Source organism: uncultured Algibacter sp. (genome assembly GCF_963976535.1).
Classification (GTDB): Bacteria; Bacteroidota; Bacteroidia; order Flavobacteriales; family Flavobacteriaceae; genus Algibacter_B.
Genome location: NZ_CAXBLF010000001.1, coordinates 17,929 through 31,337 on the forward strand (window position 1 = coordinate 17,929; position 13,409 = coordinate 31,337).

The 13,409-nt window shown below is 32.4% G+C and carries 16 protein-coding genes; 9 read left to right on the forward strand and 7 right to left on the reverse strand.

Translation table 11 applies throughout. From position 1 onward, the window contains the following. Window positions 1-178 precede the first annotated feature (178 nt). A complete protein-coding gene (locus AAC024_RS00110) occupies window positions 179-2,332 on the forward strand; it encodes a TonB-dependent receptor (RefSeq protein ID WP_339893053.1) in 2,154 nt (717 codons plus the stop codon). Window positions 2,333-2,383: 51 nt separating this feature from the next. Here AAC024_RS00110 and AAC024_RS00115 read toward each other — a convergent pair whose 3' ends face one another. Further along, window positions 2,384-2,812 carry a hypothetical protein gene (locus tag AAC024_RS00115; RefSeq protein ID WP_339893054.1) on the reverse strand — a complete coding sequence of 143 codons (429 nt, stop codon included), beginning with the start codon at window positions 2,810-2,812 and terminating at the stop codon, window positions 2,384-2,386. Window positions 2,813-3,042: 230 nt separating this feature from the next. Between AAC024_RS00115 and greA the strand changes: the two genes are divergently transcribed. Further along, window positions 3,043-3,516, forward strand: coding sequence for a transcription elongation factor GreA (gene greA / locus AAC024_RS00120; protein ID WP_339893055.1), 474 nt, complete (start codon window positions 3,043-3,045; stop codon window positions 3,514-3,516). Window positions 3,517-3,707: 191 nt separating this feature from the next. Beyond that, window positions 3,708-4,097, forward strand: coding sequence for an HIT family protein (locus AAC024_RS00125; protein WP_339893056.1), 390 nt, complete (start codon window positions 3,708-3,710; stop codon window positions 4,095-4,097). Here the strand turns inward: AAC024_RS00125 and AAC024_RS00130 are convergent. Further along, window positions 4,092-4,442, reverse strand: coding sequence for a hypothetical protein (locus AAC024_RS00130; protein WP_339893057.1), 351 nt, complete (start codon window positions 4,440-4,442; stop codon window positions 4,092-4,094). The genes AAC024_RS00125 and AAC024_RS00130 overlap by 6 nt on opposite strands. 120 nt (window positions 4,443-4,562) lie before the next feature. Continuing rightward, window positions 4,563-5,714, reverse strand: a complete 1,152-nt coding sequence (locus tag AAC024_RS00135; RefSeq protein WP_339893058.1) for a HAMP domain-containing sensor histidine kinase — start codon at window positions 5,712-5,714, stop codon at window positions 4,563-4,565. 396 nt (window positions 5,715-6,110) lie between these two features. Between AAC024_RS00135 and AAC024_RS00140 the strand changes: the two genes are divergently transcribed. The 5 genes from AAC024_RS00140 to ppk2 (AAC024_RS00160) all read left to right on the forward strand — a co-directional run bounded on the left by AAC024_RS00140 (window position 6,111) and on the right by ppk2 (AAC024_RS00160) (window position 9,884). Continuing rightward, window positions 6,111-6,980, forward strand: coding sequence for a flavin reductase family protein (locus AAC024_RS00140; RefSeq protein WP_339893059.1), 870 nt, complete (start codon window positions 6,111-6,113; stop codon window positions 6,978-6,980). A 28-nt stretch (window positions 6,981-7,008) separates the two neighbouring features. Next, entirely contained in the window at window positions 7,009-7,386 is a 378-nt protein-coding gene (locus AAC024_RS00145; RefSeq protein ID WP_339893060.1) for a DUF3127 domain-containing protein, read from the forward strand. Between the two features lie 93 nt (window positions 7,387-7,479). After that, the gene (gene aat / locus AAC024_RS00150) at window positions 7,480-8,103 is read left to right on the forward strand and encodes a leucyl/phenylalanyl-tRNA--protein transferase (protein WP_339893061.1); all 624 of its coding nucleotides are present in this window, start codon (window positions 7,480-7,482) and stop codon (window positions 8,101-8,103) included. Window positions 8,104-8,202: 99 nt separating this feature from the next. Then, window positions 8,203-9,051 carry a polyphosphate kinase 2 gene (ppk2, locus tag AAC024_RS00155; protein ID WP_339893062.1) on the forward strand — a complete coding sequence of 283 codons (849 nt, stop codon included), beginning with the start codon at window positions 8,203-8,205 and terminating at the stop codon, window positions 9,049-9,051. 8 nt (window positions 9,052-9,059) lie between these two features. Beyond that, window positions 9,060-9,884, forward strand: a complete 825-nt coding sequence (ppk2, locus tag AAC024_RS00160; RefSeq protein ID WP_339893063.1) for a polyphosphate kinase 2 — start codon at window positions 9,060-9,062, stop codon at window positions 9,882-9,884. Here ppk2 (AAC024_RS00160) and AAC024_RS00165 read toward each other — a convergent pair. After that, window positions 9,881-10,444, reverse strand: a complete 564-nt coding sequence (locus tag AAC024_RS00165) for a DNA-3-methyladenine glycosylase I (RefSeq protein WP_339893064.1) — start codon at window positions 10,442-10,444, stop codon at window positions 9,881-9,883. The genes ppk2 (AAC024_RS00160) and AAC024_RS00165 overlap by 4 nt on opposite strands. A gap of 142 nt (window positions 10,445-10,586) precedes the next feature. Between AAC024_RS00165 and AAC024_RS00170 the strand changes: the two genes are divergently transcribed. Next, complete coding sequence (locus tag AAC024_RS00170) at window positions 10,587-11,201, forward strand: thioredoxin family protein (protein WP_339893065.1); 615 nt, start codon at window positions 10,587-10,589, stop codon at window positions 11,199-11,201. On the opposite strand, the gene AAC024_RS00175 is transcribed toward AAC024_RS00170, so the two are convergent. From AAC024_RS00175 to truB, 3 genes are read right to left on the reverse strand one after another with little or no spacing between them, the layout of a single operon-like run. Then, complete coding sequence (locus AAC024_RS00175; RefSeq protein ID WP_339893066.1) at window positions 11,188-11,901, reverse strand: hypothetical protein; 714 nt, start codon at window positions 11,899-11,901, stop codon at window positions 11,188-11,190. The genes AAC024_RS00170 and AAC024_RS00175 overlap by 14 nt on opposite strands. Before the next feature lie 59 nt (window positions 11,902-11,960). Next, window positions 11,961-12,509 carry a hypothetical protein gene (locus AAC024_RS00180; RefSeq protein ID WP_339893067.1) on the reverse strand — a complete coding sequence of 183 codons (549 nt, stop codon included), beginning with the start codon at window positions 12,507-12,509 and terminating at the stop codon, window positions 11,961-11,963. A gap of 37 nt (window positions 12,510-12,546) precedes the next feature. Then, window positions 12,547-13,242 (reverse strand): tRNA pseudouridine(55) synthase TruB, encoded by a 696-nt coding sequence (truB, locus tag AAC024_RS00185; protein WP_339893069.1) that lies wholly within the window; start codon window positions 13,240-13,242, stop codon window positions 12,547-12,549. Window positions 13,243-13,409: the final 167 nt, after the last annotated feature.

Below are 13,409 nucleotides of genomic sequence, written 5' to 3' on the forward strand. Positions count from 1 at the left end.
CGAGTGCGATAAGGTCATCAATGTTGTTTATTTACTTCTAAATCTTAATTAGCCTATAATTAAATATTTAAAAGAATTTAAAATCAACAATATGATTTCGTGTAAGTGAAACGTTCAAAAACCAATTATTAACAATAAAGAATAATGACCTCTTTTTATTCGATTTTAAATAATCGTAATGAAAAATTTATTTCTTTTTTTAACACTACTGGTTTTATCAGTCAGTGTCAATGCGCAACAAAATCAAAAAACTCAAGATTCAACTAAAACAGAAAAACTAGATGAAGTTTTAGTAAAAGCGGTTCGTGTGGATGCAGATTCTCCAATTACACATTCTAACATTTCTAAAAAAGCATTGGCAAAACGTAATTTAGGGCAGGATATTCCTGTTTTACTGAACTTTTTACCTTCGGTAGTAACAACAAGTGATGCTGGAGCTGGTGTTGGCTATACAGGGATTAGAGTGCGTGGAACGGATGCAACACGCGTAAATGTTACCATCAACGGAATTCCTTATAACGATCCTGAAAGTCAAGGCACGTTTTGGGTGAATTTAGGAGATTTTGCATCTTCAACAGAAAGTTTACAATTGCAGCGTGGTGTTGGTACATCAACTAATGGTTCTGGAGCTTTTGGAGCGAGTTTAAATTTGTTAACCGATGCCTCTTCAGAAGACCCTTCGGGAGAAATTGCTAATAGTTTTGGTAGTTTCGGTACAAGAAAACATACTGTAAAATTAAGCACAGGACAATTATATGCAGATACTGAGCGCAGTCGAAGTATTGAAATTTCTGGACGTTTTTCAAAGATAGACTCTGATGGTTATGTGGATAGAGCTTTCACAGATTTAAAGTCGTATTTCATACAAGGTGTTTACAAAGATGATAATACGTTAATTAAAGCATTAACTTTTGGGAATGTTGAACGGACGTATCAATCGTGGTTTGGATTAACAGCAGATCAGTTGCAAGAAGATCGTCGTCAAAATCCATATACTTACGAAAATGAAACGGACAACTATTGGCAAGACCATTACCAATTGCATTGGAATGAACGTATTGATAATTATTGGTCTACTAATCTTGGTTTAAATTATACCAAAGGGAAAGGCTATTTCGAACAATATAAACCAGAAGAATCAGCTGCAGATTTTAACAATTTAATAGAAGATGATTCGGATGTTATTGTTCGTAGATGGTTAGATAATAATTTCTATGTGTTGAACGCGAACGTGACTTATAAGAAAAACACATTAGAAATTATTTCCGGTTTATCTTATAGCTCTTACGATGGCGATCATTTTGGAGAAGTGATTTGGGGAAACGACTTAGGTCCAAATACGAATATTAGAGATCGTTATTATGAAGGTGATGCAACTAAAAATGACTTTAGTGTTTTTTCAAAAGCAACTTTCAAATTAGCTAAAAAATTCACTGGATTTGTTGATTTACAAGGGCGTTTTGTGAATTATAAAACCAATGGATTAAATTCTGATAGAGTTGAATTTGTAACAGATAATAATTTTAGTTTTTTCAATCCAAAAGTAGGTTTAACCTATAAACATTGTGATTTTAATAGTTTTTATGTGTCCTATGCCAGAGCGAATAGAGAGCCAAATCGTGATGATTTTAAAGTAGGTATTACCGAAAACGAAACTTTAAATGATATTGAATTGGGTTGGCGTTATAATAGTAAAAAAGCAAGTGTAAATACAAACCTATACTATATGTTTTACGAAAATCAATTGGTGTTAACAGGTGAGCTGGATGATGTTGGTAGTCCCATAAGAGCAACAAGCGGTAAAAGTTATAGATTAGGATTTGAGGTTGATGCCAATATTCAGTTTAATAAGCTATTTAGTACCTCGACAAATGTTGCTATAAGTAGTAATAAAAACAAAAATTTTTCATCTTCAATCAATGAAGAATTGGTAAATCTAGGAAATACTAATATCTCGTTTTCTCCAGAATTAGTAATTGGTAATGCTTTAAATTTCTTCCCAGTTGAACGTTTACAATTATCATTATTGAGCAAGTACGTTGGTGAACAATATATGGGAAATACCGATAATGATGGATCCCTTTTAGAAAGTTATTTTGTGAATGATTTCAATATTAATTATGAAATTAAGCCTAACAAGCTATTTAAATCAATCATATTGTCTGGATTGGTAAACAATATCTTCAATAAAAAGTATGTGTCAAATGGTTATTTTGGATCTTATGATTTCGATGATACATCAAGTCCAACAGGAACTACAACAGGATATTTTGCGGGATACTATCCACAGGCCACAACCAACTTTTTAGTTGGTGCTACTTTAAAATTTTAAGTTATCATTAGGGATGAGAAGCGTGGTTGGTATTCTATAAACTGCGCTTTTTTAATTAAAAATTAAAAGCGTATTACCATTTTGCTGCACACGGTAATTTTTCAAAGCACATCTTAAACCATCATTTCCGTCAGGTGCTCCAGTAACAAAATTGTATGTGTTGCCATCACCACATCCACATGTTCCGTTTAATCCAGAAGGAACAAGGGCAGAACAATCGTTTGGAGCGTGATTAGGGTCGCTAGCATCCCATGCATAAAAATCTACACCAGTACTAGCTACTATAACACCAGCATTTCCTTCATTTGGGATATAAACTGAGTTTCCCGCAAAAGCAAGTTGACTGTATTGTGGTAAAGATAAATCAATGGTAAAATTAACTCCGATATCAAGTAAGAATCTACAGTTTTTATCAACAACAGAATTACCGCTGCAAGACACTAAAAGGATAAATAATATTAAGCGATATAAAGACTTCATAATTCAGAGAAAATTGAAACGCAATTTACAATAAAAAGTAAAGTGCATATTTAAAAAATTAATGTAAATTCAGTTTGATAAAGAGCATTTTTTTAGATAATCTATTTAAAAATTTTGTATTTTTGTTGTACAATCTCGTGTAAGCGGGATTTTTTTATTTGCTGAACTCTAGCACTAAGCATGGTCTAAGTGTGTTTTTAGCATGTTTATATTAAGTAAACGATGAAGTTATGAGTAAAGTATCATACTATACACCTGAAGGATTAAAAAAATTAAGAGACGATTTAAGACAACTTAAAGATGTTGAGCGAGTAAAAGCATCAAGAGCAATTGCTGAAGCTAGAGATAAGGGCGATTTAAGTGAGAATGCAGAATATGATGCAGCTAAAGAAGCACAAGGTATGTTAGAAATGCGAATTTCTAAATTAGAAGATGCATTAGCTGGAGCGCGTGTTATAGACGAGTCTCAGTTAGATAATTCAAAAGTACTTGTACTCTCTAAAGTGAAAATAAAAAACCAAACCAATGGTATGGAAATGAATTATACTTTGGTTGCTGATGGTGAAACAGATTTGGCTTCAGGGAAAATTTCAGTGAATTCTCCTATTGGAAAAGGTTTGTTAGGAAAAGTGGTAGGTGATATTGCAGAAATACAGGTGCCTAATGGGACTATGAAATTTGACATTATCGAAATAACGAGATAGAAAAGTGTGGTTTTTATTTCCGCAAAGGGGGAAATCATTATAAATAATTACTGCTGCTTTTCAAATAGTTACAATCAAGTCTTTATTCTTGATTCTAAAAGCGTAGCGGTCTTTTGTCGGACACAAATGATAAATAATATATTATAAACCTATCAGGGTTCCAAAACTTGACAGGTCTGAAAACATAAATTATGGCTTCCATTTTCACAAAAATAGTAAACGGCGAACTTCCTTGTTATAAAATAGCAGAAACGGAAGATTTTTTAGCATTTCTTGATGTGAATCCAAATACTAAAGGGCATACACTTTGTATTCCTAAAAAAGAAGTTGATAAAATTTTTGATTTAGATGAAACCACTTATAATGCCTTAATGAGTTTTTCAAGAACTGTTGCCTTGGCTTTAAAAAAAGCAGTGCCTTGTAAGCGCATAGGAGTAAGTGTTATAGGTCTGGAAGTTCCTCATGCACATGTGCATTTAATTCCATTACAGTCTATGGAAGACGCTCGATTTACTCAAAAAGTTAAATTATCTCCAGAGGAATTTGAGGCCTTAGCAGAAGCTATCAAAGCGCAATTATAAATTCAAATAAAATAACAGTAAGAGAATTAGAGCGACCAACACTACAATTGTTGCAATAACAATCCAAGATGTTTTTTTAAGATAGGTTGATGAATTTTTTGGAGTAAACGCTTTTTTCTGATATTCAAAAACGCGATCAATATCATCAGTCCATTGCTCAGGATAAATTACCGATTTACATGTTTTACAAGTAATTTCATGACTAATTTCAGAAGTAATAGATTTATAAAATTTGGTTTCTTTTATTTTTTGCTTAAAATTTAATCGTAAACCATTTGTGCTAAAACATTCTGGACAATTGTTTTTTAGCGCGACTTCTTTAACCTCAATTAATTTTTCAGCCATAATATCTCAGTATTTATTCAAAAAAAAATCTATACTAAGCTTTGATTAGTGGTTTCCTTTGAAATTGTCATTCCCGTAAAAACGGGAATCTAAATATAGAATTTTGATTCCAAAAATCCTTTATTGTGCGCGTTTTAAACTTATTTGTATGGTGCTACCTTTATCTTTTTCAGATTGTAGAACCTTAATTTTCCCATCATGAAAATCTTCAATAATTCGTTTTGTGAGTGATAAACCTAATCCCCATCCTCGTTTTTTAGTGGTAAATCCAGGCTCAAAAATTTTATTAAAATCCTTTTTAGAGATGCCTTTTCCAGTATCAGTAATACTTATTTTTACATCATTCTCAAGCTGTGAAATTTCAACTATAAGTTTCCCTCTACCTTTCATCGCATCAATGGCATTTTTTACCAAATTTTCAATGGACCAACTATAAAGTTGTTTATTTAGATTTACGGGAATTTCCCCTTCAGGGATTATCAGATCAAAATCGATAAGTTTTGATGACCTTGTTTGTAAGTAGTCATAAGACTCAATAGTTTCTTTTATAATATCAGCTTTTTCTAAAATAGGTAACGAACCAATTTTGCTAAAACGTTCTGTAATAGTTTTTAATCGGTCAACATCTTTTTCAATTTCAACAATATAATCTGGGTTTACATTTTCGATTTTTAATATTTCAGTCCAACCAATTAAAGACGATAAAGGCGTGCCTATTTGATGTGCCGTTTCTTTTGCCATACCAGACCATAATTTGTTTTGGGTGGCATTTTTGTTACTACTGTAAAAAAAGAAAATGACGGCGCCAAATAGCACAATAATGAGTAATAATGCAAGCGGATAATATTTTAGTTTGTTGAGTAAAGGAGAGTTTCCGTAGTAAATAGTGCTAAAAATACGATTATCAGCTCTAACAATAATGGGTTCATTTTCGTTTTTAAATTTTTCTATAAGCTTTTTAAGATAAATTGGATCTTCAATTTTATTTAAATCGATATTATTTGAACTATTAAGATTCCCATCTTCATTTACCACAATCATTGGTGTTGAAGTGTTGCTATTTAAAATTTTAAGTGTTAAGTTGAGGTTCGCATTTGTGTCAGAATTTATAAATTCGGTTTGAGCAAACGACCAATTTTCCATCTTGGTCCGTTCTTCGTCTTTAAAATGCTGAAAAAACTCATAAGTTTTCCATAAAATAAGGGATACAATAGCGAAAGAAGCTATAACAATAATCCACCGGAATGCATTACTATGTTTTGTGAAAATCATTTAAAAAAGTAATTATACCAATTTAGTTTTAAAATGGCGTATTGATAATTTGAATTGTTTCCTGCCTGCCGGCAGGCAGGTTTGTTCAGATGAAATAGAAAATATAAGCATAGCCTTAGTTACAGTTTGATTTTATATTGAAAATATGAGCGAAAAAGAAACATAATTATATGCGTTATTTTAATGCTATATTGGTATTCTCTGGTAATATAATGCAAATCTGTTAATATTATTGTTCAAGTTGTTAGTAAGTCGGTTTTTAGATGCGTTATAGTTTAATTACATTTCCGCTGGTGGCAAATATTAACAGATTGTTGACAGAGGTAAACTAATGTTGAAAACTAGTTTAAATTATCATGTTTTTTTTGATTAGTTTTGTTAAAATTAAAAAGACAAATGGCCTCATTAGATCCAAAAAGCATATCAACCAGTAAATTACATGGTTATTTGTTGAGCGCTGTAGCCCCAAGGCCAATAGCCTTTGCAAGTACGCTTGATGCTGATGGAAATCCTAATTTGTCACCATTTAGTTTTTTTAATGTGTTTAGTGCGAATCCACCCATCCTGATTTTTTCTCCGGCTAGACGTGTTAGAGATAATACAACAAAGCATACTCTGGAGAATGCTGAATTAACAAAAGAAGTGGTTATAAATGTGGTGAATTATGATATGGTTCATCAAATGTCATTAAGCAGTACAGAATATCCTGTGGGTGTAAACGAGTTTGAAAAGGCTGGATTAACCATGTTAAAATCGGATCTGGTAAAACCTTATCGGGTAGCCGAATCACCTGTACAGTTTGAATGTAAGGTTAACGATATTATTAAGTTAGGAACTGAAGGTGGTGCAGGAAATTTAATTATTTGCGAAGTGGTTAAACTTCATGTTGATGATGAGGTACTTGATGAAAATAAGGTCATAAACCAAAAAAAATTAGATTTGGTAGCAAGAGCAGGAGGTAGCTATTATAGTCGTGCTAAAGCGGGATTTTTTAAAATACCAAAACCAATTGCAACATTAGGAATTGGTGTTGATAGTTTTCCAGACCATGTTAAAAATAGCATGATTTTAACAGGAAACGATTTAGGCATGTTAGGAAATATTGAAGTGCTGCCTACCGAAAATCAGGTAAATGCTTTTGTAGAAGAAGTTGGAGAGCGCTACCCTAATATAAAAACGGCAACACACAGAGAGAAACATAAATTAGCACGCAACTATCTTAGCTTTGGAGATATTGAAAGTGCTTGGAAAATACTATTAAGTTAAAACAATAAAATAAATTAAATACTAGTAAATGGAAGTTCAAGGAAGAATTAAAATGGTTGGAGAAACTCAAACTTTTGGAAGTAATGGGTTTAGAAAAAGAGAAATTGTAATAACAACTGAAGAGCAATACCCACAGCATATCATGGTGGAGTTTGTTCAAGATAAAACAGATTTATTAAATAGCTATCAAGTAGGTCAGCAAGTTAAAATAAGCATCAATTTGCGTGGTAGAGAATGGGTAAATCCTCAAGGCGAAACGAAATACTTTAATTCGATTCAAGGATGGAGAATTGAAGCATTGCAGGATGAAGCTGCAGGAACAAATATGCCTCCAGTGCCACCAGCAGATGCTTTTGCGCCTGCAGGAGATTTAAAAGAAGAAGATCACGACGATTTGCCTTTTTAAATAAAATAGTTTTTTATTTCCGCATAGGCGGAAATCTTATAAAATGAACCTCAATGTTTATTCTAACATTGAGGTTTTTATATGTACTGATACATGCAATACTTAAACGAAGATATCTGGTTTCCTGATGTGAATAAAGCTTCTCCTGAAGGTTTATTGGCGCTTGGAGGTGATTTGTGTGTTGAAAGGTTATTGCTAGCTTATAAAACGGGCATTTTCCCTTGGTTTGATACTGAAGAACCTCTTTTATGGTGGTCTCCAGACCCACGATTTGTATTGTTTCCTGAGAAATTAAAAGTTTCAAAAAGCATGAAACAGATTATGCGTAACAATGAGTTTATAATTACTGTAAATAAAGATTTTGAACAAGTAATTAACGAATGCTCAAAAGCAAAACGAAATGGGCAATCTGGAACTTGGATAACAGATGCGATGGTTGATGCTTATATAAAATTGCACCAACTTGGTTATGCGAAATCTGTTGAGGTTTGGCAAGATAAAAAGCTTGTTGCTGGAATTTACGGCATTGATTTAAACAATGGTGTGTTTTGCGGTGAAAGTATGTTTACAAAAGAAAGTAATGCTAGTAAAGTTGGGTTTATCAGTTTTGTTCAGAATACAAATTATAAACTTATAGACTGCCAAGTGTATACAAATCATTTGGAAAGTTTAGGGGCTGAGGAGATTTCTAGGGAAGCATTTTTGAAATATTTATAGTGTGATATTGAACTCCTTTAAACTGGAATTTCTTTTACCTGACAAACGTCATATTTTTTGATTTAAAAAATCCTGATATTAGTTTATTAAACATAGAATATGCTAACAATACAAGATTTTAAAGCACTTAAAACGAAAGAACAATTTATCAATCTTCTTAAAGCAAAACAACCTGAAGAGCATTTTAAGGACATACTTAATACGCTTACTTACGAAAAAGAGTTAAAAATGCTTCAGGCAGAATTAGTAGATCTTCAACAATGGGTTGCTAAGCACAATAAACGGGTATGTGTTATTTTTGAAGGCAGAGATGCGGCAGGAAAAGGAAGTGCTATACGACGTTTTATTGAGCATTTAAATCCCCGTTCTATGCGGGTTGTCGCTTTAACAAAACCTACAGATGTTGAAAAGGGGCAGTGGTATTTTAGACGCTATATTAAAGAAATGCCAAATCCAGGTGAAATCGTTTTTTTTGACAGAAGCTGGTACAATCGTGCTGTTGTAGAACCCGTTATGGGATTCTGTAATGAAGAAGAGTATGATAAATTTATGGTACAAGTTCCAGAGTTTGAACACATGCTTTATGAAGATGGAGTCGATTTAATAAAGTTTTGGTTTTCTATTTCTAAAGAAGAGCAAATACGAAGGTTTAATTCAAGATTACAAAGCCCATTAAAGCGTTGGAAATTTAGTCCAGTAGATCAAGAAGGCCAAAAACGTTGGGATGATTATACTAATTACAAAGAACAGATGTTTAGTAAAACGCACACGACTTTTAGTCCTTGGATTATCATAAAAACAAACGAAAAAAAAGAAGCACGTTTAGAAAGTATGCGTTACGTATTGTCTAAATTTAAATATGAAAACAAAGGCAATTCAGGAATAGAATTATTCCCAGATCCAAATATAGCACAACGTTATCACAGACTTGTTAAACAAATTGATTAAGATATACTATGACTAATAATATAACCGAAAAAGACTTAAAGAAGTTAAACTCTAAAAAAGGAATCATTCAGTTTTTATTAGATGATACGATTTCTGTTTCAAAAGTTTTAAGAAATTTGAATTATGAGTCTCGTTTAAAATCTTTACAAGAAGAATTAATAAGACTTCAGCATTGGGTTGAAGAGCATAATGAGAAAATTGTAATCATTTTTGAAGGGCGAGATGCTGCTGGAAAAGGTGGTGCCATTAGAAGAATGACCGAGCATTTAAATCCTAGAGAATTTAAAGTGGTTGCATTGCCAAAACCTTCTATTGAAGAAAAGGGACAATGGTATTTTCAAAGGTATATAAATAAATTACCACGAGAAGGTGAGATTGTTTTTTTTGATAGAAGTTGGTACAACAGAGCTATTGTAGAACCTGTAAATGGGTTTTGCTTTGATGAAGAATATCGTATTTTTATGAATCAAGTCAATCAGTTTGAACGTATGATAACTGAATCTGGAATTAGATTGGTAAAGTTTTATTTTTCTATTTCAAAAGATGAACAGCACCAACGTTTTGAAGACATAAAAACGAGTCCTTTAAAAAAATGGAAATACAGCGCTGTTGACCAAAAAGCATTGGAGCTATGGGATGATTATACAGACTATAAAAAGAAAATGTTTAAAAAAACTCATACTAAAACAGCGCCTTGGGTAATAATAAAAGCAAACAAAAAAACGAAAGCTAGAGTTGAAGCCATAGAGCATCTTTTAAGTGTGATGCCTTACCTTCCAAAAGATGAAGCAGTTATAGAGCATGTTGAAATTGAAGAAAAAGAAATTGATTAAACCTCATTATACCTAAAACAGCCAACTTCATGGTCATTCACCATACCTGTGGCTTGCATATGTGCATATATTACTGTAGAACCTACAAATTTGAATCCGCGCTTTTTTAAATCTTTACTTAAAGCATCGCTTAAAGCCGTGTTTGCCGGCGCATCTTGGTAGTTTTTTAAATTATTTTTAATAGGTTTCCCATCTACAAACGCCCAAATGTATTTGCTAAAACTTCCAAAATCTTCTTGAATTTTCATAAACGCTTGAGCATTACTCACTGTTGCATTTACTTTCAGTTTATTTCTTATAATTCCAGCATCTTGTAACAAAGCATCAATTTTATTTTGCTTGTATAATGCGATTTTTTTGTAATCGAAATGATCAAAAGCTTTTCTAAAATTTTCACGTTTACGTAATATAGTAATCCAACTTAAACCAGCTTGAAAAGTTTCTAAAATTAAAAATTCAAATAAAGTGTCATCGTCATAAACAGGATTGCCCCATTCATTATCGTGATAGGCTTCATATAGAACGTCACCTTCACACCAACCACATCTGTGTTTTTTCATTTTCTATCTATGATAATTTTTAAATAAAGCCCATATTGGGCATCTGTAAGGATTAAAGTAAAAGTATGACAAAAATCATCTTAATTAAAATTTCGAGGTATTAAATTTGCGCCAGAAGATTTTGTTCTAAAAAATAAATAATATGCATCCTATTATAAAAAAAAGTATTAATCGTAGTATCACTTATCAAGACTATAGAACCTTAGTTAAGCAGTTAGCTGATGAGCACTCTAATACAGGAATAGAAAAAACAGTAGCTTTAGCAAATTATACAAAGCTAAACGATAGACGCATGAAACGTTGGGATAAAACCATAAAAGTTTCTGAAGAGGTGCAACAAAAAATATTAGGATTTAATCAAAAATTGACATGGTTGATTATTACAGAGAGTTGGTGTGGTGATGCTGCCCATGTAATACCTGCACTTAACAAAATAGCGGAATTAAGCCCTAATATTGATGTTAAACTGGTACTAAGGGATGAGAATCCTGAACTAATGGATATGTTCTTAACTAATGGTGCAAGAGCAATTGCTAAGGTTATTATGATTGATAACAAAACAGGTGAAGTTTTAAATACTTATGGGCCAAGACCAAGTGAAGCAACAAGTTATGTGAATAGGTTTATTGCTAAGAATGTTAGTTTAACACCAGAATTTAAAGAAGATTTACAACATTGGTATAATAAAGATAAAGGGCAAAATGTAATTAACGATGTTATTGAAATACTTTGTCAATTAGAACCTATTTGCCAATAAAAAAGAATGTTATAGAACCTATTTGGGTTGCTTTTGAAACATCAGTACTAAATTGTGATTGTTTAGCATAGTCTATGGCATGTTCAATCAAGCACTCGTTGCTTGATGTTGAAGAGGTGTTTACATAAGCATCAATGACATGTCCTTTAGAATTTACAGTAATATTTACTACTATTTTGCCATCAATTTCGCATAGATATACGGGGATTGGGATGTGAACCTTTTTTCTGTTTACTAAAGAAAATCGGATAGAACTTTTAGTGTTGTTACCTTCAGAGTGTTGTTTTTCAAGCAAATCATTTACTTTACTAAACTTTGATAATTCTTCTTGATTTAATCTTGAATCTTCAGGAATTTCGTAAGTTTTTCTTGCTTCTGCTTGGTTTTCTGAAGTGTTAGTAGATTTTGGCACATAATCTTCAGGTGGTGCTATGGTTTTAAAGGCTTGAGCAAAGTGTTTGTTTTGTTCAGCTTCATCAAAGGCTTTATTAGTTTCAGCCTTGGTATTATTAAGTTTGTCTAAGGCTTCAAGAACTTTAAGGTCTTCTTCGGTGAGCTCCTTTTCTGGTTCAATTTCATAATAACTTTCAGACGCAAATTCATTCTGTTTTTTAAGGCTTAAGTTAAAAACAGAGAGTACTACAGTTCCAGAAATTAGAAGCGTAATAAGTAGGGCTTTATGTTGGTCATTGAGGCTCAATACGGTTTTTTTTAAATGAGAAATCGTATTAATATATACGGCAAAATACGTTAAAAAGATTAAAAAAGCATAAATTCTATAAAAATTGATATGCTAGACAAGCCTTCTAAGGTTCTGTAACCGAATCGTTTTCTGGTAAAATCAATTCCAATTAAAAAGGAATTGTCATTATCGAAATTAACGATTTGTACGCCTAAACCGAGTTTATACATATTGCCTTTTTTAAAGTCTTTACTTATTCCAAGAAGACTTCCGTAACCACCTCTAACAAATATATTATCATCATCTACAATAATATTATGGCGTAAACTCACATAGGCAGGAGCAAAGTGAAGCCCTTGTTGAGAATGCCAATTATACTCTAAATTTAATCCTAAAGAAGTACGCTTATCAAACTGATATCCTAGAGTGTTATTTACAAAAAGCGCACTGAAATTAAAGAAAGGTTCATCATCATCAGCTAAAAGGGTGTTTTCCTCATTTATGCTTAGGGTTGTGGCTAAAGAAACTTTATAAAAAAGACCATTTGTTTTTTCTTTTTTTATTTGAGAAAATGAAGAAAAAGAAATGAATAAAAATAGATAAATTACGATAAATATCCGCTTCATAGGGATTGGTTTGATGAAGCAAATAGGGTATCAACAATTATTCCGAACTTAAGTTTTTAATAAAGTCTTCAATGGAAGTAGCGCTTGTAACATCAAAATCTCCAATTTTTGTTCTTCGTAAAGCAGATAAATGCCCCCCAGAGTTTAAAGCTTTTCCAAAATCGTTAGCTAAAGAACGAATGTATGTGCCTTTGCTACAGATTACTCTGAAGTCAAGATTTAGCCTATCTATTTTAGTGATTTCAAATTCTAAAATGTTCACTGCTCTAGATGGAATGTCTACTTGTTCACCTGCTCGGGCAAACTCATATAATCGTTTTCCATCTTTTTTCAAGGCTGAAAATACTGGAGGAAGTTGCTGAATCTCACCAATAAATTGATTGGTAGTCTCATATATTAAATCTTCCGAGATATGTTCAGTGGGAAAGGTTTCATTAATTTCAGTTTCCAAATCAAATGAAGGCGTTGTGCTTCCCAATACAAGAGTGCCGGTGTATTCTTTTATTTGCCCTTGAAAGGTGTCAATTTGCTTGGTCATCTTACCTGTGCAAATAACTAACAAGCCTGTTGCTAAAGGATCTAGGGTGCCAGCGTGCCCAACCTTTATTTTTTTTATACTGAAGGCTTGACGAATTTCCCAACGCAATTTATTAACCACCTGAAAAGAGGTCCAATTAAGGGGTTTGTCTATTAGTAAAACTTGTCCGGAAAGATAATCTTCAACAGTTTTCATATATACCATTTCTTATTTAGTACATGACAAAAATATAAAAGTGTCACATTGAGCGCAGTCGAAATGCTTTTGAATACGATATTTCCAATGTCTTCGACTGCGCTCAGATTGACATCCGATATATTATCAATTTTTGTCATGTACTCAGCATTTCTTATTTAAATTAT

Excerpts from the sequence above, each read along its gene's own strand:
- AAC024_RS00110 (WP_339893053.1), top strand. The coding sequence starts at position 179 with ATGAAAAATTTATTTCTTTTTTTAACACTACTGGTTTTATCAGTCAGT.
- AAC024_RS00115 (WP_339893054.1), bottom strand. The coding sequence starts at position 2,812 with ATGAAGTCTTTATATCGCTTAATATTATTTATCCTTTTAGTGTCTTGC.
- greA (WP_339893055.1), top strand. The coding sequence starts at position 3,043 with ATGAGTAAAGTATCATACTATACACCTGAAGGATTAAAAAAATTAAGA.
- AAC024_RS00125 (WP_339893056.1), top strand. The coding sequence starts at position 3,708 with ATGGCTTCCATTTTCACAAAAATAGTAAACGGCGAACTTCCTTGTTAT.
- AAC024_RS00130 (WP_339893057.1), bottom strand. The coding sequence starts at position 4,442 with ATGGCTGAAAAATTAATTGAGGTTAAAGAAGTCGCGCTAAAAAACAAT.
- AAC024_RS00135 (WP_339893058.1), bottom strand. The coding sequence starts at position 5,714 with ATGATTTTCACAAAACATAGTAATGCATTCCGGTGGATTATTGTTATA.
- AAC024_RS00140 (WP_339893059.1), top strand. The coding sequence starts at position 6,111 with ATGGCCTCATTAGATCCAAAAAGCATATCAACCAGTAAATTACATGGT.
- AAC024_RS00145 (WP_339893060.1), top strand. The coding sequence starts at position 7,009 with ATGGAAGTTCAAGGAAGAATTAAAATGGTTGGAGAAACTCAAACTTTT.
- aat (WP_339893061.1), top strand. The coding sequence starts at position 7,480 with ATGCAATACTTAAACGAAGATATCTGGTTTCCTGATGTGAATAAAGCT.
- ppk2 (WP_339893062.1), top strand. The coding sequence starts at position 8,203 with ATGCTAACAATACAAGATTTTAAAGCACTTAAAACGAAAGAACAATTT.
- ppk2 (WP_339893063.1), top strand. The coding sequence starts at position 9,060 with ATGACTAATAATATAACCGAAAAAGACTTAAAGAAGTTAAACTCTAAA.
- AAC024_RS00165 (WP_339893064.1), bottom strand. The coding sequence starts at position 10,444 with ATGAAAAAACACAGATGTGGTTGGTGTGAAGGTGACGTTCTATATGAA.
- AAC024_RS00170 (WP_339893065.1), top strand. The coding sequence starts at position 10,587 with ATGCATCCTATTATAAAAAAAAGTATTAATCGTAGTATCACTTATCAA.
- AAC024_RS00180 (WP_339893067.1), bottom strand. The coding sequence starts at position 12,509 with ATGAAGCGGATATTTATCGTAATTTATCTATTTTTATTCATTTCTTTT.
- truB (WP_339893069.1), bottom strand. The coding sequence starts at position 13,242 with ATGAAAACTGTTGAAGATTATCTTTCCGGACAAGTTTTACTAATAGAC.